Source organism: Pseudomonadota bacterium, assembly GCA_027624955.1.
GTDB lineage: Bacteria > Pseudomonadota > Alphaproteobacteria > UBA828 > UBA828 > PTKB01.
This window is the reverse complement of sequence record JAQBTG010000046.1, coordinates 1-20,925: the sequence shown is the minus strand read 5'-3', so window position 1 is coordinate 20,925 and position 20,925 is coordinate 1. Positions and strand designations below refer to the sequence as shown.

At 58.7% G+C, this 20,925-nt stretch carries 22 protein-coding genes and 1 pseudogene; 13 read left to right on the top strand and 10 right to left on the bottom strand.

All coding sequences use genetic code 11. The features are described from left to right. Positions 1 to 30: 30 nt before the first annotated feature. Together O3A94_15030 and O3A94_15025 are read left to right on the top strand one after the other, a co-directional pair. Complete coding sequence (locus O3A94_15030) at positions 31 to 837, top strand: alpha/beta hydrolase (GenBank protein MDA1357566.1); 807 nt, start codon at positions 31 to 33, stop codon at positions 835 to 837. A gap of 33 nt (positions 838 to 870) precedes the next feature. Next, entirely contained in the window at positions 871 to 1,575 is a 705-nt protein-coding gene (locus O3A94_15025; protein ID MDA1357565.1) for a cysteine hydrolase, read from the top strand. A 120-nt stretch (positions 1,576 to 1,695) separates the two neighbouring features. On the opposite strand, the gene O3A94_15020 is transcribed toward O3A94_15025, so the two are convergent. From O3A94_15020 to O3A94_15010, 3 genes are read right to left on the bottom strand one after another with little or no spacing between them, the layout of a single operon-like run. After that, positions 1,696 to 2,010 carry a non-heme iron oxygenase ferredoxin subunit gene (locus tag O3A94_15020; GenBank protein ID MDA1357564.1) on the bottom strand — a complete coding sequence of 105 codons (315 nt, stop codon included), beginning with the start codon at positions 2,008 to 2,010 and terminating at the stop codon, positions 1,696 to 1,698. A gap of 5 nt (positions 2,011 to 2,015) precedes the next feature. Continuing rightward, complete coding sequence (locus tag O3A94_15015; GenBank protein MDA1357563.1) at positions 2,016 to 2,357, bottom strand: hypothetical protein; 342 nt, start codon at positions 2,355 to 2,357, stop codon at positions 2,016 to 2,018. 15 nt (positions 2,358 to 2,372) lie between these two features. Then, a complete protein-coding gene (locus O3A94_15010; protein ID MDA1357562.1) occupies positions 2,373 to 3,578 on the bottom strand; it encodes an aromatic ring-hydroxylating dioxygenase subunit alpha in 1,206 nt (401 codons plus the stop codon). A gap of 75 nt (positions 3,579 to 3,653) precedes the next feature. On the opposite strand from O3A94_15010, the gene O3A94_15005 reads away from it, so the two are divergent. Beyond that, positions 3,654 to 4,460 carry an alpha/beta fold hydrolase gene (locus O3A94_15005; GenBank protein MDA1357561.1) on the top strand — a complete coding sequence of 269 codons (807 nt, stop codon included), beginning with the start codon at positions 3,654 to 3,656 and terminating at the stop codon, positions 4,458 to 4,460. 97 nt (positions 4,461 to 4,557) lie between these two features. On the opposite strand, the gene O3A94_15000 is transcribed toward O3A94_15005, so the two are convergent. Beyond that, a complete protein-coding gene (locus O3A94_15000) occupies positions 4,558 to 6,108 on the bottom strand; it encodes an ABC transporter substrate-binding protein (protein ID MDA1357560.1) in 1,551 nt (516 codons plus the stop codon). Between the two features lie 266 nt (positions 6,109 to 6,374). On the opposite strand from O3A94_15000, the gene O3A94_14995 reads away from it, so the two are divergent. From O3A94_14995 to O3A94_14985, 3 genes are read left to right on the top strand one after another with little or no spacing between them, the layout of a single operon-like run. After that, complete coding sequence (locus tag O3A94_14995) at positions 6,375 to 7,391, top strand: ABC transporter permease (GenBank protein ID MDA1357559.1); 1,017 nt, start codon at positions 6,375 to 6,377, stop codon at positions 7,389 to 7,391. Next, positions 7,388 to 8,272 carry an ABC transporter permease gene (locus O3A94_14990; GenBank protein ID MDA1357558.1) on the top strand — a complete coding sequence of 295 codons (885 nt, stop codon included), beginning with the start codon at positions 7,388 to 7,390 and terminating at the stop codon, positions 8,270 to 8,272. Before O3A94_14995 ends, O3A94_14990 begins: the two co-directional genes overlap by 4 nt. Beyond that, the gene (locus O3A94_14985; protein MDA1357557.1) at positions 8,269 to 10,131 is read left to right on the top strand and encodes an ABC transporter ATP-binding protein; all 1,863 of its coding nucleotides are present in this window, start codon (positions 8,269 to 8,271) and stop codon (positions 10,129 to 10,131) included. The genes O3A94_14990 and O3A94_14985 overlap by 4 nt, the downstream gene beginning before the upstream one ends. Before the next feature lie 59 nt (positions 10,132 to 10,190). Here O3A94_14985 and O3A94_14980 read toward each other — a convergent pair whose 3' ends face one another. From O3A94_14980 to O3A94_14955, 6 genes are all read right to left on the bottom strand, one after another. Beyond that, complete coding sequence (locus O3A94_14980) at positions 10,191 to 10,793, bottom strand: GNAT family N-acetyltransferase (protein MDA1357556.1); 603 nt, start codon at positions 10,791 to 10,793, stop codon at positions 10,191 to 10,193. 1 nt (position 10,794) lies between these two features. Then, on the bottom strand, positions 10,795 to 11,268 hold the full coding sequence (locus O3A94_14975; protein ID MDA1357555.1) for a nuclear transport factor 2 family protein: 474 nt from the start codon (positions 11,266 to 11,268) through the stop codon (positions 10,795 to 10,797). 7 nt (positions 11,269 to 11,275) lie between these two features. Then, positions 11,276 to 12,475 (bottom strand): aromatic ring-hydroxylating dioxygenase subunit alpha, encoded by a 1,200-nt coding sequence (locus tag O3A94_14970; protein ID MDA1357554.1) that lies wholly within the window; start codon positions 12,473 to 12,475, stop codon positions 11,276 to 11,278. A gap of 78 nt (positions 12,476 to 12,553) precedes the next feature. Then, positions 12,554 to 13,513, bottom strand: a complete 960-nt coding sequence (locus tag O3A94_14965; protein ID MDA1357553.1) for a DMT family transporter — start codon at positions 13,511 to 13,513, stop codon at positions 12,554 to 12,556. A 77-nt stretch (positions 13,514 to 13,590) separates the two neighbouring features. After that, entirely contained in the window at positions 13,591 to 14,559 is a 969-nt protein-coding gene (locus tag O3A94_14960; GenBank protein MDA1357552.1) for a D-glycerate dehydrogenase, read from the bottom strand. 669 nt (positions 14,560 to 15,228) lie between these two features. After that, positions 15,229 to 15,534 (bottom strand): DUF3144 domain-containing protein, encoded by a 306-nt coding sequence (locus O3A94_14955; GenBank protein MDA1357551.1) that lies wholly within the window; start codon positions 15,532 to 15,534, stop codon positions 15,229 to 15,231. A 389-nt stretch (positions 15,535 to 15,923) separates the two neighbouring features. Here O3A94_14955 and O3A94_14950 point away from each other — a divergent pair, with 389 nt between their 5' ends. The 7 genes and pseudogenes from O3A94_14950 to O3A94_14920 form a co-directional block, all read left to right on the top strand. After that, the gene (locus tag O3A94_14950; protein MDA1357550.1) at positions 15,924 to 16,403 is read left to right on the top strand and encodes a YaiI/YqxD family protein; all 480 of its coding nucleotides are present in this window, start codon (positions 15,924 to 15,926) and stop codon (positions 16,401 to 16,403) included. A 214-nt stretch (positions 16,404 to 16,617) separates the two neighbouring features. After that, entirely contained in the window at positions 16,618 to 16,947 is a 330-nt protein-coding gene (locus O3A94_14945) for a DHCW motif cupin fold protein (GenBank protein ID MDA1357549.1), read from the top strand. 114 nt (positions 16,948 to 17,061) lie between these two features. Continuing rightward, positions 17,062 to 17,205 (top strand): annotated as a pseudogene (locus tag O3A94_14940) (IS6 family transposase). Between the two features lie 468 nt (positions 17,206 to 17,673). Beyond that, positions 17,674 to 17,922, top strand: coding sequence for a hypothetical protein (locus O3A94_14935; GenBank protein MDA1357548.1), 249 nt, complete (start codon positions 17,674 to 17,676; stop codon positions 17,920 to 17,922). Positions 17,923 to 18,099: 177 nt separating this feature from the next. Next, on the top strand, positions 18,100 to 18,978 hold the full coding sequence (locus O3A94_14930) for a nitrilase (GenBank protein MDA1357547.1): 879 nt from the start codon (positions 18,100 to 18,102) through the stop codon (positions 18,976 to 18,978). Beyond that, positions 18,978 to 20,168 (top strand): acyl-CoA/acyl-ACP dehydrogenase, encoded by a 1,191-nt coding sequence (locus tag O3A94_14925; protein ID MDA1357546.1) that lies wholly within the window; start codon positions 18,978 to 18,980, stop codon positions 20,166 to 20,168. The genes O3A94_14930 and O3A94_14925 overlap by 1 nt, the downstream gene beginning before the upstream one ends. A 33-nt stretch (positions 20,169 to 20,201) precedes the next feature. Then, a partial coding sequence (locus O3A94_14920) for an AMP-binding protein (GenBank protein MDA1357545.1) occupies positions 20,202 to 20,925 on the top strand: 724 nt, incomplete at its 3' end.

Below are 20,925 nucleotides of genomic sequence, written 5' to 3'. Positions count from 1 at the left end.
TTATCTTGAGAATAGCGGAGGAATATCGCCATGCCCAAGATTCTAATCGATGATCAAGTTGAGCTTTACTACGAAGAGAGCGGCGCCGGGCGGCCGATTGTTTTCGTGCATGGCGTCTGGATGAGCGGGCGTTATTTCCACAAGCAAGTGCCGGCGCTTGGGCGAAACAATCATGCCATCGCGCTTGACCTGAGAGGCCATGGCCAGTCTTCGCATGCGGAGGACGGCCACACCATGGTGACTTACGCACGCGATTTACACGCGTTCCTCGCGGCCAAGGGATTGAAGGACGTGGTGCTGGCCGGCTGGTCGATGGGCTGCATGGTGATCTGGGATTATTTCAAATTGTTCGGCGATGAAAACGTGGCGGCGGCGATCTTTGTCGATCAGAGCCCGTCGGATTTCAAATGGCCGGATTGGGATTTGGGCGTCTTCGACCTGGCGGCGCTGGTGCATCTGATGTCGGAGGTCCAGACCGGACGCGAAAAGATTTACCGCGATTTCATCCCGATGCTGTTCAAGGCACCGCAAACCGTAGAAGACGTCGAATGGATGGTAGCGGAATGCATGCGGATGCCGGCGAGCATCGCCAGCGCTGTGTTGTTCAGCCAAACCATGCAGGATTACCGCACCGACCTCGCCAAGGTGACCGTGCCCACCCTGGTCATTGCCGGCGGCATGGCGGACAAGATGTTGCCCACTGAATCCGTGAAATTTGTGCATGAAAATATTCCGGGCTCGCGCTTTTCGGTCTATGACGAGAGCAATCATTGCCCGTTTTTGGAAGAACCCGAGCGCTTCAACCGCGAGGTCGAGGCGTTTGTCGGCGCTCTATGAGCGCGATATTTTTAAAGCGAAGGGAGATCCGTCATGACCAGAGAGACGAACCACAAGGAAGGCTGGCGCGCCTGGCATACCATCATCCGCCTGCCCGAATTTCCGGTGCGCCCGGAGAGCACCGCCTTGATCGTCATCGATATCACCTATCAGCAGGCGTCGCCCGATTACGGTAATTGCCGGCGCGTGATCGAGGCCGGATGTGGCGACGATCTGCAATATTATCTCGCGCGCATGAAAAACACCGTGATGCCGGCGCTGCGGCGGCTGATCGACGGCTTCCACGATTTGGGCGCGCCGGTCATTTACACGCGCTGCGCGTCACTCCGGGGTGACGGCTCCGATCAAACCTGGCGCCACCGCAGCTTTGGCCTGACGATCGACGCCGACGAACATGAGGCGCAAATCATGGAAGAAATCGCGCCGCAATCGGGCGATATCGTGCTCGTCAAAACCGGCTCGAGCACGTTCACTTCGACCAATTGCGAGCATCTCTTGCACAATATGGGCATCACCACCCTGGTGGTCACTGGCATCTATACTAATAGCTGCGTCGAGGGGACGATCCGCGTCGGCGGCGATCTCGATTTTCGCTGTCTGATGGCCGAAGACGCCTGCGCTGCAATGTCGCCGAGCGGCCATGCCAACGCTATCGAATATCTCGACGGCAATTTCTGCCATGTGAAATCGTCGGAAGAGATTTTGGGCTTGATGCGTAAGGAGAGCGAAGCAGTCTAAACAGGCCCTTCCTCCCCAGCGGGGAGGAAGGGTTTGGGTTGGAGGGGAGAGCAAAGCGCGCTGCGCGCTCGGATCGCCCCATCTCTCCAACCTCTCTTCCCCCGAGGGAAGAGAGGCTTACTACTCGCCGCCCGCCGGTTTCACGTATATCTCGCCACCCTCAATCACCACCGGATAACTCTTAATGGCAACCGTACAGGGCGCGCCGGCGGGTTCACCGGTGGCGATTTCGAAGCAGCCTGCATGGAACGGGCATTCGATCAAATCGCCGTCGATCTCGCCTTCCGATAGCGATGCTTCGCCGTGCGTGCAGGTATCATCGGTGACGTAAAAGATTCCGTCCAAATTATAGACGGCGAGCGGCACATGGTCCGGCGGATCGACGCGGCGGATCTCGCCGGCGGCGACATCTTCGATGCGGCATAGATACAGCATAGGCGTTAGTCGGTTTGCTCGCCATGCGCGGCGATGAAGCGTTCTTCTTCAAAGCTGTGCGGCACGTTCGGGTCGCCGCGGTAAAGTTCGATATGCGGCGCCACCTCGGCGAGGGCGAGGGAAAGATAGAGCAGGCGCTGGGAATCGGGCGGCAGTTCGCCCATCGGGAATTCGTCCACATGCGCCAAAATCTTGGGCAACAGCGGCACCACCGCATCGTAGAATCGCTGCAACGTCTCGGTGGTTGAATTGCGGCGCTTGCCCTGGCGCGCGTTCTGAGTCGGCAGGGCCCAATCTTCGACCAGCGGCGCCAGCGCTTCGAATCCCTTCGGCAATTTTACGCTCATATTTTTAGTACTCCCTTATTCCGCCGCGCTCACACATTGCGAAATCACGTGATGGGCGTGGCGGATGAGGATTTCCTCGTCCTGTAAATTAATGAACTGCTTGGCGCCGGAAGCGATGGCACGGTGGGTGTTTTCCATAGTCTGCGTATCTTCGAGCCAGGCGTTGCGCTGCAAGAGCTGGGCATGTTCGAGCGCCCAACGCTCTGAGTTGGTGCGCGGTGCGCGGACATAATATTTGCCCTCCCACAGCGTCTTGTCATGGGCGAGCGGCCAGAACTGATGGGTGAACCAAATGCCTTCAGAGATATGTAGAAACAGATTGGGAAAGGCGACAGAAAGCTCGAAGGCGAAATCCTCGCGGCCCGACGGGTTGATGCTGGGCGGCAACATCGTCCCCGCGGCCTTGGCGACCAGCGAGCCGCGCGCATGTTGTTGGGCGATTGCCGCGACCGGCTCAGGCGCGGTGTTCATGTTCAAACACACACCACAGGTGCGATGCGGGCCGAATAGCTGCACGTCCGACAGGCCGGTCGAAAATACGTCGGGGAACGATCCAGCATGGATCGTGTTGACGTGATAGGCCTCAGCGAAAGCGTCGTGGGCGATCTTCCAATTGCAGTCGAGATAGGTGTGATATTTGTAGCTATGGTCCATTTCGCCGTAGGGATAGCCAGCCATATGGGCGCCGTAATCACCGAGAAAATCATGCAGCGATTGCGCCGGCTCGGGCGCGAGATTGATAAAAACAAAGCCCTGCCACACATCCACATGGACCGGCGCGAGGCCGTGTTGTTCTTTGTCGAAGCAGGCGTAAAAGCGCCCCTCCTCCGGCACGTTCAACAGCGCTCCGTCGGCGCTGTAGACCCAGCCATGAAAGCGACAGAAGAGCACCGCCGCCTTGGAGTGGCCGAAGGTTTCCTCGCCGGTTTCGCTGACCACTTTGTTGCCGCGGTGCGAGCACACATTGTAGAAACCGCGCACCGTGCCGTCCTTGCCGCGCATGACGATCACCGAGCTATCGGCGAAGGCGAGGCGCTTGACCTTGTAACTGCCGGGCGCGGCGATTTCTTCTTCGCGCGCAACATAGAGCCAAGATGTGTTGAACACATGCGTGATTTCACGCCGGTAATGTTCCTCCGAGACGCAGGGTTCGGCCGCGATCGGCCCCTGCCCGAGATGGGGGTATTTTTCCGACCAGCGATGAGCTGAGACGCTGTTCATGAAACTCGTTCCTGATCGCCTTTGTTTTCCATTTCCAGCGCGCAGTTTAGAGTAAAATCGGAAAGGGAGAAAGCCATGCGACTTGAAACGATCTTCACGGATTCATCGCCGCGCATCGCAGCTGATTGCCTCGGCGCTGGGCCGGTCGTGCTGTTCTTGCACGGCATCGGCGGCAACCGCAGCAATTGGCGCGATCAACTGCCGGCCTTTGCCGAGCGTTATTTGGCCGTGGCCTGGGACGCGCGTGGCTACGGTCTCAGCGACGGCTATGACGGCGCCCTCAATTTCGCCGATTTCAGCGCCGACCTGGCGCGTTTGCTTGACCAGTTGAAGGCGGAAAAGGCGCATCTGGTGGGCCTTTCCATGGGCGGGCGCGTCGCCGCGGATTTTTATTTCCGCTCTCCCAACCGGGTGGCGAGCCTCACCCTGGTCGATACCCATAGTGGTTTCGCCGCACTTTCACCGGCGCAGCGCAAGGAATATGTCGAATCGCGTCTGGCGCCGCTCAAGGCCGGCAAGACAGTGGCCGATATCGCGCCGGTGGTGGCCGACAAGCTGCTCGGCCCGAACGCCACGGCAGAAGTGCGGGCGCGCCTGGAAGCAAGCATCGCGAGCCTGCGTCAAGACTGTTACATGAAATCCGTTGCCGCCACCGTCGAGCAGGACAGCGTCGGCGATTACAGCGCGATTCACGTGCCGACCCATGTGATGGTCGGCGAGCATGATCCGCTGACCACACCGGCCATGTGCCGCGAGCTGGCCGACCAAATAAAGCGCGCCGCCTTCAGCATCGTTCCTGACGCCGGCCATTTGAGCAATATCGAAAACCCGGCGGCGTTCAACGCGAGCGCGCTGGAATTTATCGATTCAATATCGGCGTAACAAAAAAACAAACCGGCCGGCGCAAAGCGCCGACCGGCTGGTTTCTCGTATGCCTTTAAGCCGTTCTATTTACGGCTCATAAAGCCTTATGGCCGTTCTATTTGCGGTCCATGAAGTAAGGCATAACCCACCCTTGCGGGATCGCCTCGAAGACCACGTCGTCCTTGTGCACGACGGTGGTGACGGCCTGCACGATCGGAATGGCCTTTGATTCCGACGCCACTTTAACGTTGAAATCCTTATAGCCCTGGATGCGCTTGGCGTAATTGGTCTCGACAAAGAGGCCGCGCACGATTTCGCCGATATCCTCGGTGCGCCACGAGCCGAACGGCAGATCGGGATGCATCATGTAACCGGTGAAAATCTCTGGATCACCGGTCGAATTGTCCCAGTTATACATGAACACTTCCGGCTGGTTCTCGGTGTTGTTGAGTTCGTAATATTTGCTCAACTCGATGACCTCAGGCGTCGCATCGATGCCGACCTTCTTCCACATGCCCGAAATGGCGCGCGCCATATCGAAATCATTGGTGAAAGAACCGTTGGTGGTGAGGAACTTGAAGGTCACCGGATTATCCGGCCCATAGCCCGATTTGGCCAGCATCTCGGCCGCCTTGGCCGGATCATACGGGAAGGTGTAGTCATCGACTGAGCCAGAACTCCATTTCGGCACCGTCAAGGACAGCGGCGGCGCCTTGCCGTCGAACAGACGCTCCGAAATGGCATTTTTATCGATCGCAAGATGCATGGCGGCACGGACGTTATCATCCAGCATGACGCCCTTGCTCGCGACCTGGAGGTAGTAGACGTGGGTGTATGGCGTGATGTGACCGGTAAGACCTTCTACGCCATCAAGCCGGATGGCTTCGCGGATCGGCACATTGACCGCAACATCTGCATTGCCGGACTGCACCGCCGCCACGCGCGCCGGCGCGTCGGTGATGATTTCGAAGGTGACGTTCTTGATCTTGGGCGCGCCGCCCCAATAATCATCGTTCGCCGCCAGCACGATGCGCGAGCCGCGCTGGTAATCGACCAGCTTGTAGGGTCCAGAGCCAATCGGGTTTTTAATAAACTCGTCATGGCCGACTTCCATGTAATATTTCTTCGGCACGATGTAGCTGCCGAGGAAATTCCACCACTCCTGCACGGTTGCCATCGGTCGACCGAAGTGAAGCGTCGCTGAGGTCGGCGAGGTGATTTCGAAATCTGCGATCGCGCCCCAGACGCCGGCGAAATCAATCGGATGTTCCTTGTCCGACAAGCGATCGAAGAAGCTGAACTTGATATCTTCCATGGTCATCTTGTCGCCATTATGGAACATGACATCGTCGCGCATCTCGATATGCATGGTGAGCGGGTCACCCTCGGCATAGTCCCATTTGGTCAAGACATGGGGGATGTAGCCGAGCTTGTTGTCCTGGGCGAGCGGTGCATCGAAGACCGATTTAAAGATGCCCTGTCCGGTCGGGAAATTGACGCTCGGATCCCAACTCGTCACATCTGCCTGGAAGGCGATGACAAGACTGTCGCCCGCCGCCTTGGCCGGCGCGGACAGGCCGGTGGTAGCGGCCGCGGCGATCGCGGCGGCTGCCACAACCCCGACGCCAAGGCGGGATAGCATTTTGAATCCCGGTATATTTACCATTTTATTTTTCTCCCTGCTTTATTGCGGAATCTCTATTTACCCTCTTGGCGCAGATGTTCCCGCCCCTTGTCCCCCGGGTCAAGGTCGATCCGGGCATGGCCATCACAACTTTACCTTCAGTCGCCTTGCTTGGCCGCGTTTCTTGTTCTTAACTCTCGGCATCGTCAATCGCCGCGCGGCCGCCGTAGCGGCGCTACCAGCAAAATTATGCACAGTTCAATTCGCACCCTGATGATACGCCCGGCAATGATACGCCCGCCTCGGCCATGCTGCGCCTGATCCTCGCAATATTGTTGCGTCGTTTGCTCGTCGTCATTCCGATGCTGCTGGTCGTATCGGTGATGATATTTGTGATTCTGCGGCTGCTGCCGGTCGATCCCATCGCCATGATCATTTCGCCGACGGCGATGCCCGATGAAGTCGAAGCCATGCGGGCCTTTCACGGCCTCGATAAACCGATTGCCATGCAATATCTGATCTGGATCGGCAATGTCTTTACCGGCGATTTCGGCAATGCCATCAGTTTCCGCGATAGCGTGATGAACTTGCTCGGCGAGACCTTGCCGGCAACCATCGAGCTGGCGCTGTTCGCGCTGTTTTTTGCCATCATCATCGGCTTTGGCGCCGGTCTTTATATGTTCCATGTGCGCGGCACGGTCCGCGAGGGCGTAGCCGATGTCACCAGCATCGCCATGCTGTCATTTCCAGATTTCCTGTGGGCCTTGATTCTCATATTGCTGGTCGGCGTGCAGTGGTCGCTGTTGCCGTTTACGGGGCGCTACGGTCCGGAATTTATCGCCCCAGACATTACCGGCTTTATTTTTCTCGACGCCATCATTACCGGCGATGGCGCGCTGCTGATAAGTTCGCTTGAGCATATTCTGTTGCCGGCGCTGGCATTGGCGCTGGCCTTCGCGCCGCTCATCATGCGGGTACTGAAATCGAGCCTGACCGAAGTGATGACCGAGGATTACATCACCCTCGCACGTCTCAGAGGTATCAGCGAACGGCGCATTTTACTGCGCCACGCGCTCAAGAATGGCGTGCTGCCAACGCTCACCTTGATCGGCGTCCAGTTCGGTTTCCTGTTCGGCGGCACGCTGCTGGTTGAGATTATTTTCGCCTATCCCGGCCTCGGCAATTTAATGGTGCGCGCCATCCGCAATACAGATTTGCCGGTTATCCAGATGGCGGCGCTAACCTATTGCGTCGTCGTGCTCGCCTCCAACACCGTGGTCGACGTGCTCTATGTCGTGCTCAATCCCAAGCTGAGGAAAAAATGAGCGCGCGGGCCTGGAATACCCGCCGCCTGCCCGCGCCGCTGCGTTCGGGCCGTGTTCTGATCGGCGGCGCTATCGTGCTGGCCATTACTGTGATCGCTATTTTTGCGCCGTGGTTGGCGCCCAACGACCCGCAAGCGCAAGACCTGTTCGGCAATCTCCTGCCGCCGGCCTGGGACCCTTTGGGCGATCCGAAATACCCGCTCGGCACGGATAATCTCGGCCGCTGTGTCCTATCGCAATTATTTTACGGCGCTCGGGTGGCGATGATTGTCGCCGTCGTCGCCTCGGTCGGCGCCATGGTGATCGGCGTCACGCTGGCTCATATCGCTGGCTATTTCGGTGGTTGGATCGACATGCTGATCACCCGACTGGTCGATCTCTGGATGTCATTTCCACCAGTGGTGCTGTCGCTCATTCTGATGCTCGGTCTCGGCGTTGGCGTGACCAACGTGATCCTGGCCATCATTCTCGTCGATTGGACGCGCTTTTGCCGGGTGGTGCGGAGCGACGTGCTGGTGGTGCGCCAGCGCGACTATATTTCTGCCGCCCATCTGCTCGGCTTCGGCCATTTCCGCACGCTCACACGCGAGGTGCTGCCTTCGGTGATGCCGCTGATCATCACCATGATGGCGCTCGAAATGGGCATTGCCGTGGTGGTCGAAGCGATCCTCAGTTTCGTCGGCATGAGCGTCGAGGCCGATGTCTCTGCCTGGGGCGTGATGGTGGCCGATGCGCGCCAGAACATGTACCAGTCGGTGTGGGGATTGATCATCCCGATCCTCGCCATCACCGTGACGGTGCTCGGCTTTAATCTGTTGGGTGACGGGTTGCGCCGGACGCTCGATCCGCGTCTCCGTCAGGAGAGGCACACCGAATCATGAGCCTGGTGGAAGCCCGCGATATCACACTCAGCGCGCGCATCGGCGATAGATCGGTGGAAGTACTGCGCCATGTGTCGTTCACGCTGGAAGCCGGTGAAACGCTTGGCCTGGTCGGTGAATCGGGTGCCGGAAAATCGATGATCGGCCGGTTGTTCTCGCAGCTTCTGCCGCCGGGATTCGCCGTCACCGCCGGTGACCTCACATTCGATGGGCTAAATCTCATCGCCTTGCCGGCCGCCAAGCGGCGCCATTTGCTTGGTAAGCGCATCGCGTTTGTGCCGCAGGAGCCGATGACAGCGCTCAATCCGGTGCTCTCTATTGGCAACCAATTCAACGAGCATTTGCAGCGCCTCGGCGTTCGCGGCGCGCAAGCGCGGCGCAATATGGCAATTAGATTTTTGTCCGAGGTGCATTTGCCCGATGCGAAATCGCTGCTCGGAAAATATCCGCACCAGCTGTCTGGCGGCATGTGCCAACGCGTGCTGATCGCGCTCGCCTTTGCCGGCGATCCCGCCCTGGTCGTCGCCGACGAGCCGACCACGGCGCTCGACGTCATGACCCAGGCGCGCATCATGGCGTTGATCGCCGAGATGCAAAAGTTGCACGGCACCGCGATAATCCTGATCACCCATGATCTCCGCCTCGCGGCCCATGTGTGCGACAAAATTCTCGTCATGTATGCCGGCGATGTCGTCGAGCGCAGCGGCGCGCGCAAGCTGCTGACTGATCCGCGCCATCCCTATACGCGCAGCCTCAAGCGCGCCAATCCGACAATTTCTGGGCCGCGCATGCGCCTGCCGACACTGCCCGATCAGATGCCGGGGTTGCTCGAATTCGCCGCGTTGTCGGGTTGCCGGTTTTCGCCGCGCTGCCCGGTTAACGCGGATGCGTGCCGCGCCAGCGATCCGGCCTTGCTCGAAATCGGGCCGGGACATGACGTCCTCTGCGTGCCGGCTTGCGCCAGCGGCGAACGCGATTTCAGTGAGGTGGCGGCGCCGCCGGCACCGAGCGGCACCGGTACTGGCGTGCCCCTGGTCGAGTTGAAAGATGTCTCGCGGCGCTTCGTCACGCGCGGCAAATGGTTCGCCGATGCCACGGCAGTTGACGCCGTCCGCAATGTCTCGCTCACGATTCACCAGGGTGAGTTCATCGGCATTGTCGGCGAGAGCGGTAGCGGCAAAACCACGGTCGCGCGCATGATCGCAGGCCTTGATCGGCCGACAGAGGGGCAAATCCTGGTGCGCGGCAAGGATGCCGGGCTACAAACGGCGGAGGCTCGGAGCGAGCGCCTCGAAACCCTGCAAATGATATTTCAAGATCCGCAATCGGCGCTCAACCCGAGGCGCATGGTCGAGAGCCTATTAACTCAGGCCATGGAGGCTGACCATCGCAGCCATGACGCCGAGGAACGCAAACAACGGGCGCAATATTTGATGCGCGAAATTGGGTTGCCCGGCGACAGTCTGCGGCGCTATCCGTCACAACTTTCCGGCGGCCAGCGTCAGCGCGTTAATATTGGCCGCGCGATCTGCGTCGCACCCAAGGTTCTGGTGGCCGATGAAATCGTCTCCGGTCTCGACGTGTCGGTGCAGGCGCAAATCCTCAATCTTCTTTTGCGCCTCCGCGAGGAGTTGGATATTTCCCTGTTGCTGATTTCGCACGACCTTTCAGTTGTGCGCTATCTGTGCTCTCGCGTCTTCGTCATGCATGAGGGTTATGTGGTCGAAAGCGGTCCAACGGAGCAGGTGTTCGCCGATCCGCAGCACGCCTATACGCGCACGCTGCTTGCCGCCGTACCGCCTGACGATGCCGACGCACCCTGGCCGCCGAAATTCAACGAAGACGGGCTGCTCGCGTAGAAGACAAGATCAATCCGGGCGCGGCTCGAGTATGTCAATCCGGGCGCGGCTCGCGCATGTCAATCCGGGCGCGGCTCGCGCCACATCAAATTCAGCGTCGGGCCGCCGAGCGGCAATTGCGCCTGTCCGGTTAATTTGAATCCGAAGCGCTGGTAAAACCCAACCTTGGCGGCGTCGGCGGTCTCCAGAAACGCCGGCATGCGCTCGGCATCCGCCACGGCCAAAGTCTCGTCGACAAGGGCCGTGGCCAGACCGCCCCCGCGCGCTGCCGGTCGGGTGGCGATAAATGAAAGATAGTAGCAGGGCTCCGGCGGATGAATTTCAATGCTTGTCCGGATTATCACATTCAAGCGGGCAAGATGAAGCGGCGATGCCACACGCAATTTCCAGATGGCGTTCGCGAGACCGGCCCACATGCCGCCGCGCGCGGGCTGCGCATCCGGCGGCAGCCAAACGGCACAAGCGCTGAAACTATCGTCCACCCGCACCCGGCCATGCGGCAAGGCATCGGCCAGCATTTGCACGAAGAATAATTCTGTGGCGCGGACTCGCAACCAGGGGCGGAGAAACCAATCGAGCACGATGTCGTCGACGAATGCGCGCGCCAGCAGTGCCGCCAGCTCCTTCGCTTCATCCGGACGGGCGGCGCGTAACGACGTCATATCACGGCAGGATTTGCCACTCTTTGTGCGCCGGGGACATTAGCTTGATGCAGAGCTTTATATGATTGAAGCGCCAGCCATCGGCGGTTTTGGTCAGCGTCGTCTCGTACCAGCCGCCGATCACATTGTCCTCGGGATTGCCGTCAGAGTCCGGCATTTTGGCCAGCTCCCAGAGATACCAGAAACATTCGGCGCTGCCGCCGTCTTCGGAAATTTTTATTTCCGGCGAGACCATGTAGTGAAGGCTCCACAAAATGGTCTTACGTGAGACATCGACCATGGCCTTGCTGATTTCCACGACGCCTTCATGGCGGCCAAAGCCCTCGGCCTCCCATACCGCGTCTTCGGTATAGAGCGGGGCGAGGATTTCCGGATCATTCTTGCGGTCGGCGCCGCGGGCATAGGTCACCACCATGCCCTTGATCGCTTCGATATCTTCAAGCCGTGTGATGCGTGCTTCCAAACTTAAACTCATCTTGTTCCTAGCCTTGCATGAATTGTTCGAGTGCGTGATAGCCGTGGCGAACGAGAATTTCCTCGTCCTGCAACGTCATTTCGGTTTTGACGCCGGATTGCAGCGCCGCTTGTGTCGCCTCCATCGTGGCGGTGTCTTCGAGCCAGGCGTTGCGCGAGATCAATTGCGCACATTGCAACGCCCAGCGCTCGCTATTGCTGGTCGGCGGGCGGTAATACATCTTGCCTTCCCAGCGCGTGCGGTTGTGTGCGAGCGGCCAGAATTGGTGGGTAAACCACAGCCCTTCCGAAATATGCAGCAGTAGATTGGGGAAGATAACACTGAGCTCGAAGGAAAAATCCGCCATGCCATCCGGATTGACTGACGGCGGCAGGGTCGAGCCCTGATGATGTGCGCCGGCATAGCCGCCAGCGATTTTATCGGCCACGCTCTGCACCGGGCGCAGCTCAGCCGACGGGCTAAGACAGACGGCGGCGGTGCGGTGCGGGCCGAACAGCCGCACATTCGCCAAGCCCGAAGAAAAAGTGTTGGGGAACGACCCGGCATGGATGGTGTGGACATGATAGGCCTCGGCAAAGGCGTCGTGGCTGACTTTCCAATTGCATTGGAGATCGGTCGAATAGCTGTAGCATTCGGACAATTCGGAATAGGGGAAGCCACCCATATGGCCAGCGTAATCACCGAGATAATCGATTAGCGACTGGCTGCCCTCGGCGTCGAGATTAACGAAAATAAAGCCTTCCCAAACTTCGGTCCGCACGGCGGTAAGGCCGTTCTCCGCTTTATCGAAACAGGAATAGAAGCGCTCTTCTTCGGGCACCTGTATGAGGCTGCCGGTGGCATCATAGACCCAGCCGTGAAAGCGGCAGGAAAGGACGGCCGCCTTGCTTGAGCCGAACGTCTCGTCGCCGGTCTCCGTCACCACTGTGTTGCCGCGGTGCGAACAGACATTATAAAAGCCGCGCACCACGCCATCCTTGCCGCGCAGGATAATGACCGAGCAGTTGGCGACATCTAGGCGCTTCACCTTATAGTCGCCTGGCTTCGGCAATTCCTCTGCGCGCGCCACCATCAGCCAGGTTTTCTTAAACACGGCATCGCACTCGCGGGCGTAGAATTCCGGTGAAACACAGGGCTCGACCGAGACCGGACCGGTGCCGAGCTCCGGATAAAGGGCCGCCCAGCGGTGCGGCGCTGCTTCGCTCATAAGGGATCTCCCAGTTCCGTCCCGTAGAAATTATAGCACATATGAACTTGCGCCCTCAGGTGGCTTAAAGTGGCGGCCTCAGGCCGCTGTTTTGCTCGGGCGGTTGACCAGAAAGACGCCGACGATCATCAGGGCGAGCGCCGCCCAAATCCACGGGCTGTGACTTTCGCCGAAAAATAGGATGCCCCAGCCAATCGCCGCGAGCGGGACGATGAAGTTTACCGCGGTAAAAATAACCGGCCCGGCCAGGCGAATGATCTCGATCATCAGATAAAACGCCAACGCCAACACGCAGGCGGCCAAGACCAATGCCCAATCACCATCGCTCATTGGCCCCTCGAACCACCACCATTGGCCGCTTACCAAAGTTACCACCAACATAAAGAGTGAGCCCGCGACGAGGGTGCCGCATGCGAGCGGCAACGCGCCTGACGGCGGTGGCTTCAACAGGGCTATGATGATCGCGTTGGCGACATAGAGGATCGGCGTGACCATGCCGAGCAATACCCAGGGCACCATGCCGGGCGACGGCAGGCTGGTTTCCGGCACCACGATCAGGGCCACGGCGCCAAGGCCACACACAAGGCCGAGCGTGCGCAGAAGCGAGAAGCGATCGAGCTTGAACAGGGAGGCGGCGGGATAGGTCAAAATCGGTGTCAGCGTGGCGCCGAGACTCAGCACGCCGACCGGCACCTCAGGCGCGGCGATGGCGAGCACGGTATAGGAGAGACCAAACGAGATGGTGCCCAAGACCAGATAGGCGCGCAAATGCACCCATCGTAGGCTCGGCAGACTGCGCGTGAACAAACACAACAGGAACAGCAATACCGATGCACCGGCGCCCATCCAGAACACATAGGCGAGAAACGGAATGCCGCCGGTGACGGCGAAGCGGTTCAGCGAATAAAACAGCCCCCAAATGATGCCTGAAATGAACAGCATGAAAATCGGCCAGCCCATCGCAGACGCGTTCCGCGCCGCCGGTGGAGCGGCGGAAGCTTGCGGACCTTCAGCCGTATCGGTATCGCGCGCCACCATCTAGCTTCTCTCGCATCCTCAATCTATTGCGCCGGCCAGCATAGCGCCAAGCAGCAGCGAACCCAATTCCCGCGATCTCAAACCAGGCGGTTGGGCGGCGGCTTGCCGGCGAAATAGGCGTCGAGATTATCGAGAGCCTGAAGGCCCATGCCGCTTCGCGCTGAAACCGTGGCGCTGCCGATATGCGGCAGCAGGAAGGTATTGGCGAGGCGCGCATAGCCGGGATTGATGTTGTGTGGCTCGCCGCGATAGACATCGAGGCCGGCAGCCCGAACGCGCCCAGATTCAAGCGCGGCGATCAACGCCGCATCATCCACGACATCGCCGCGTGAGGTGTTGATAATGATCGCGCCCTCGGGCAGACGAGAGATGCGCTGTTCATTGAGAAAACTGCGCGATTCTTCGTTGGACGGGCAATGCAGGCTGAGAAAATCAGAGCATTCAAGCAGCGATTCCGCATTTTCATGCCAGATGGCGCCGGCTTCCAAATCGGCGGCGAGGCGGCTCCGATTGTGATAATGAATTTCCAGGCCGAAGGCGTGGGCGCGCGTTGCTACGGCGCGACCGATGCGGCCCATTCCGAGAATGCCGAGGCGTTTTCCGCTGATTTCGCTGCCGGTCATGGCGAGCAAATGTTTGTCGATCCAGCCACCGCTCCGCATGATCGCTTCGCCCTCACCAGCGCGCCGCGCGGCGCCGAGCAGCAGCAAAAGCGTGATATCGGCGACCGCATCGGTCAGCGCGTCGGGCGCGTGGGTGACGACAATTCCGCGCTCTTCGGCAGCCGCGAGATCGACATGCTCATAGCCGGCGGTGAAGCAGGCGACGATTTTTACGCTATCGGGCAAACGCTCGACCATTTCCCGCGGCAAACGCTCGGTGCCGCAAACGAGCATGGCGTCTGCGCCCTTCGCCGCGGCGATCAGACCATCTGCATCGTAGACCTTGTCGTCACGATTGAGCCGCGCCGCATAGCTGGCAGTTGCCCGCACCTCGACAAGCGGCGGCATATCTCGCGTAATTAGCAGCACGGGTTTGTTTGCCATGTTTTAGCTTTCAATTCGTGGTGAGGAGAATGATTCTGGGTCTGCCGATTAATACTACCAGAATCGCTTGTTCGCGAATGCATGGCCTGAGCCGGACTTCAGTTGGCGCTCAAACGATTCCGCTTTCACCCTATCCGAAAAGGCGATGTAGGCTGCCGGGCGCCATGGCCTGTACTTGGGCGTAGGAGCGGATTTTCCGGAATTGTGCTCGGCAAATCCCGCCCCCTCCGCCATCCTTGACCGCTCGATATTCCGGAATAGGTGTAGCGCGCCACATGGTTTGCGCAATGGCGCCACATGGTTTGCGCAATGTTCTAAGACCAAAATAGCTCATATTTGGGGCGATAATCACCCGTGCATTCACCGTCGCGGACTGCCGATACCGTCGGGCGGTTCGAACGGCTCAGCGTACCAGGTCTTGGAGCATCTCCTCCGTGACGCCTAGGCGTCACGACCTCGACGTTCAGAGTCTCGTCCAACCGCGCCCCCTCTGCAACAGCATCGAGCAACCTCAGGGTATTGTCGGACGGTGCGTGAGCGACGATGAGGATGCGTTTTTTTGGCCATGGCGCTGTTAAGCGTCGTGCAGACAACCCCGGCGTTTCAAGGCCAATCCAAACGATTCGCCTGCGTCATCCAATGCGCTCGCCGCTACATGCGCCCAGCCAACTATTCGTTTTTGACTTGTTCTACAAGTTTTTCCAAATCCGTCATCGGACGCGCATTATCTCGATGGCGTTGGTCATAGTTTTCAAGCAACTGCCGGAACTCTTCCATTACGCTCGGGGTGTCGAGTGCGTCGTCGGTACCGTGAACGTAAGCGAACGCAGTAAAATTTGCCGCGGCATGACGAATTGCCGATGCAATATCCAGCGGATGAATTCCGGTGGCCAGCTTGTCGTTTGCGATTTCAACGAATTCATTCGCCATTCGTACGTTGGCCTCGTTGTCGTCGCTTATCCTTTCTTCTGTCATCGCTTCGATCTCCTATCCCTTATGGGCAATATCTCTTCGATGGTGACCGGACGATGCCCAAGTCTTGCAGTGCCAACGCATTCACGTCGATCACATTGTCCCACTTCATCAGCTATACTTGATCGCGGGTCAATGGTGGGTTGGGGAGGAATGCCATGAGGGCCGCTAGAATGTCTCATATGAAGAAGGGAACCAGGACAAGAACCCTTCTCTTGCCGGCTTGCTTGAGCACCAACCGTAGAAGGGCTTTAGCCCTCAAACCTCAGCACGGGGGGCGTCACCTGCTTGGTTGCCCGTTCGCCGCATAGACGACATCGCGGCTTGAAATCGAGTATTGAGCGGTTGCCGTGCATCGCCACAAATTCGGCGATGCATGATATAATATGCCTATGGTCACCCTTTATGTGGATGCGGATGCCTGCCCGGTGAAGGACGAAATCATGCGAGTCGCCTCCCGTCACGATTTGAAAACCTATCTGGTCTGCGATGGCGGGCTGCGTCCGAGCCAGTATCCGGCGGCGGAGCTGATTATCGTTGCCCACGGCGCAGATGCAGCCGATGACTGGATCGCCGACCACATTCAAAAATCCGACATCTGCGTTACCAACGACATCCCTCTGGCAGCGCGCTGCCTGAAACAGGACGCGCTGGCCCTAAAGCCCAATGGGGAACCATATACGGAAAATGGAATCGGCATCGCGCTGGCCACACGGGAGCTGATGCAGGTCTTGCGCGAAACTGGTGAAATTACCGGTGGACCGAGACCGTTCAACAAATCCGATCGGTCTCAATTTCTCAATCGCCTTGAAACGACTGTTCAGGCTGCGAAAGAACAGAGCCGATTGTCTCGCGCGCCGCCTTTGCCATGAGTCTTATTCGCCGCCACCCTATCACTCGACTTAAATTTTCAGCTTCCTCCACCCTTCCAGCTTCGGACTAATCCCAATGAAGTCCTCAAATGCGCATGACCCGGGCGTCCTCAAAAGCGCCGCCGCCAGTTTACCTTTCAGCGCGACACAGCGTTCGAATTGGCGTTACAATTTGCATTGCGGGTGAAGCAAAAAAATAGGTGAAGGACGCGCCATGAAAATGACTGATATCCCGTTCGGCACGACGGACTGGTCGGAGGTCGAGCGGACCGCGCATCCCGGCGAAACCGGCGTAGCCTATTGGCGCACCCGGCAGTTCGGCGAATTGCGCGTGCGCATGGTCGAGTATTCGAAGAACTACCTCGCCGATCACTGGTGCCAGAAAGGACATATCCTACTGATCCTTGACGGCGAGTTGGTCACCGAATTCGAGGACGGCGGCTCGGTGACGCTCAAGCCCGGCCAGAGCTACCAAGTGGCCGATGATACAAGGGCACACCGCTCGGTGACCGTGGGCGGCACCAAATTGTTTATTGTCGATTAGATTCTCGTGCGTCGCACGACTCGCCGTCTTCGGAGCGCTTCTGTTTAACGCTGGGTCGGCAGTGTCAGGGGAAACCGGCTTGAGCCGGCGAGGCGCGTTTCGCAACATCCTTCGATGAGAAGTCCGTTCCGATATTTCAAGGCGTCCCCCGAGATCATCCGCTTGGCTGCGATGATGTATGTCCGGTTCCCGCTTTCACTGCGGCAGGTCGAGGATCTTTTGTTTGAGCGCGGCTCCAAGATTTACCACGAGACGGTTTAGTCTGAAACTGCTCAAGATTTCACTTGTCCAGCGGGTTCACTGGCGCGGCGATTGCCACGAACATAATGGCTATTGGAAAAATTAGTGTTAAAAAAAATCATCCGACACCGCTGCGACCTTTTCTGCTGGCGATGATCCCGCTGATGAAGGGGATCGCGAAAATTCACACCAATAGTATCAAAATATAAATATTATCAGGATAGGCTCCATAAGGTGCTTCTCCAACTTTGACGAGTTAAGAACCGCAACCCTGACGAGATAAGAGTCCTGAGAATTACCATAAAAATTGAGTCTACAAGGAGGGCTTTGGTCATGCTCTTGCCTGGCGAGAAACATCTCTAAAAACATATCGCCATCGACAACCTCATACTCCACGGCGCCCTTCAGGTTGGCGCCAACCCGATTTGCTCTGACAAAGCCCATGAAACCTATGCTGGGGCGAAGGAACTTGACGCGGCCAAAAGCTTGGTTTGGCTCGACCCCTCCGACGCGGACAACACCTATGCCCTGGCTATGAACAAGGCCGACGCGCAGAAACTGGGCATCGCCACTCTCAGTGATCTGAGCAAGACACCCAACGCCAGCACCAAGCTGAGCTTCGCCAGTAACGCCGAGTTCTACAGCCGGCCGGATAGCCTGAAGCCACTGCAGGCAGCTTACGGCCTCGAGTTGCTGCGCGACGACGTGAAGCGTATGGATAGCGGACTGGTTTAATAGACGCTGAAGGACAAGCAGGTCGACGTCGACAAGAAATCCATCGAGCAAGTCGTCCAGGATTTCCTGCAGGCACAAGGCCTGATTTAAATCTAGTTTGGCGCGGGCGCCTACTTGTCTCTCCATCGCCCGCGCCAACATTCTATTTGTACTTTTTCTAGAAGGCAGCATTCATCGATGCCGAACAGCTCAAGCCTCAAGATAGGGGTCGCCCAGGTCGAGACCGTCCCCGGCGACCTCGTAGCCAATTTGCAAAAGCACCTCGCGATGATCGAGGCGGGGCGAGCACAGGGCCTCGACATACTGTTGTTTCCCGAAATGTCGCTGACCGGGCACAACGTCGGGGCCGAAACGTTGCGTCTGGCGATTTTTCGCGACGATGCCATTGTCGGCGAAATTGCCCGCGCCTCCGGCCCGATGTGCGCGATCTTCGGCCTGATCGAAGAGTCCGTGTCGGCGCAGTTTTTCAACACCGCCATCGCGGTGCGCGACGGCGGGATTGTCTTCATACATCGCAAGATCAACCTTGCAACCTATGGTAAGCTGGAGGAAGGCAAGCATTTCGCCAATGGTCGCTATGTCGAGACTTTCGAGATGGGTCCCCGCTGGCGCGCCAGTGTGCTGATTTGCAACGACCTGTGGAACCCCCCGTTGGTGCATATCGCGGCTGTGCATGGCGCGACCGTTCTCTTCGCGCCGATCAGTTCCGCAGTAGAGGCGGTTGGCTTCGAGTTCGACAATCCAGGCGGCTGGGCGGTCAACCTACAATTTTATGCCATGACTTACGGCATGCCGGTGATCATGGCCAACCGGATTGGCGTCGAGGGTGATCTCACCTTCTGGGGCGGCTCGCGCATCCTCGATGCCTTCGGCAAGACTCTTGCGCAGGCTGGCGAGGGTGAAGAACTGATTTCCACGGAGATTGACTACGAGCACGTGCGCCTGGCGCGCTATCTGCTACCGACGCTGCGAGATTCCAACCTGGGTCTGATCGACCGCGAGGTCGACCGTCTCGTCCGCATCGTCGGCGTTCCCGAATCCGTACGGATTCTTTAGTGCGCGATTTCATCCTAAGCGACGTTGATCGCGCCTTTCGCGGCGAAATCCACGATTTTCTGAACCGGGAGTTAGCGCCGCATGCCGCCGCCATCGAGGACCACAAGGACTGGGGCACGGTCAAGCGGATCGTTCGAGTGATCGGCGCGGCCGGCTATCTGCGCCTGATGTTCCGCGATCTCTACAAGGGTTCCCTCGCCCATCCTGGCCTAACCCACGCGACGATACTGTCGGAAGAAGCGGCTTACCTTAACTATGCCTTTGAAACCACGATTTCCACGGCCTTATCCTGTGCCTATCCGCTGCACCGCTATGCGACGTCCGCAGTGCGCGAGCGCTACCTGAGCGGCATCGTCGACGGCAATGCAATCGGCGCGATCGGCGTGACCGAGCCCAATGTCGGGTCGGATTCGGCGGGCATGGAGACTCGTATCCGCTTCGACGCGACAACCGGCGAATGGGTGATCGACGGCTTCAAGCGCTATATCTCCAACGCCTCGGTCGCCGACACCTACATCATTTACGGCATCACAAACCCCGACGTACCGGCACAGAAGGGCATGTCCGTGGTGGTCGTGCCGAACGGCACGCCGGGCATGAGCTTTCCGCGTACCTATACTTTCATGGGCCGCAACGGCTGCGTGGTTGGCGAGGTCGAACTGCGGAACGTGCGGGTGCCGGCCGACCATCTGCTTGGCGAGCGCAACGCCGGCTTTCAGATCATGCTGTCGATGTTCAATTTCGAACGGATCATCCTCGGCGGCTCGGGCCTCGGGGTCTCGCGCAGCGCCTTTGACATCGCCGCAGCGCACGCCCAAAAAAGAGTCAGTTTCGGTCAAAAGCTTGGCGCCAAGCAGCTTATCTGGGACCAAGTAGCCGAAATGAGCTGGCGGATCGATGCGGCCGAATTGCTCACCTATAGAGCTGCGAAGATGTACGACGCCAGGCTTGGCGGCAAGGAACTGATGAAACCAGCGGCCATGGCCAAGCTGGTTGCTACCGAGACCGCGACCTATTGCGCCGACCGGACCGTTCAGATCCTGGGCGGCGACGGCATCACCAAGGAATATGGCCGAGCCGAGCAACTCTATCGCGACGCCCGGGCGCTGCCGATCGTCGGCGGCACGTCGGAGATGGCAAAATACCTGATCGCCAGCCGCGACCTTCCGGACCTCAAACCCAATCTCTAGGCCCAGCAAACCAGACTCGAGCAGACAAGAACAATGACCATGGACATCACCACGATCTTTCAACAGGTGGTAGAGCGTTATCCGCACCACCCCGCCCTGGTTTTCGAGGACCGCCGCTGGACCTACGCTCAGTGGTACGGCCGAGTGAGCCGCTTCGCACAGGCGCTCTCCGATCTCGGCATCCGGCCGGGCGACCGGGTCGCGTTTTATGTCAGCACTTCCGAGCATTCGGTAACGACCTATTTCGCTTGCCAGCTGTTGAGTGCGGTCGCGGTGCCACTCAACTTCCGTCTGTCACCGGGCGAGGTCGCTTACATCCTGCAGGATTCCGGCGCCCGTATTTTGGTGTACGCCCGCTATCTAGCAGAAAACACCATCAAGGTGCAGGAACGCGTACGTAGCGTGCACGACTATATTTCTTGCTCGTACGAAGAGGAAACGGTGGCAGAGGGACACCATCACTTTGAAGCCCTGGCCGAGCAGACCGTGGACCGCGCCGATCTCCGCCCAATCCCCACCGGCGAGCAATTGTCCGCGCTCGTCTACACTTCGGGTACGACCGGACGGTCGAAAGGAGTCATGCACTCGCACGCCAACGATGTTGCGATCGCCATGAATTGCGTCATGGAATACGGCCTGTCGCACCGGGATGTAGCGCTGCACATTGCGCCGCTTTATCACGTCGGAGGAATGCAGGCCTTCTTTATCCCTCATATGATGGTTGGCGGCACCAACGTCGTGCTCGGCCGCTACGAAG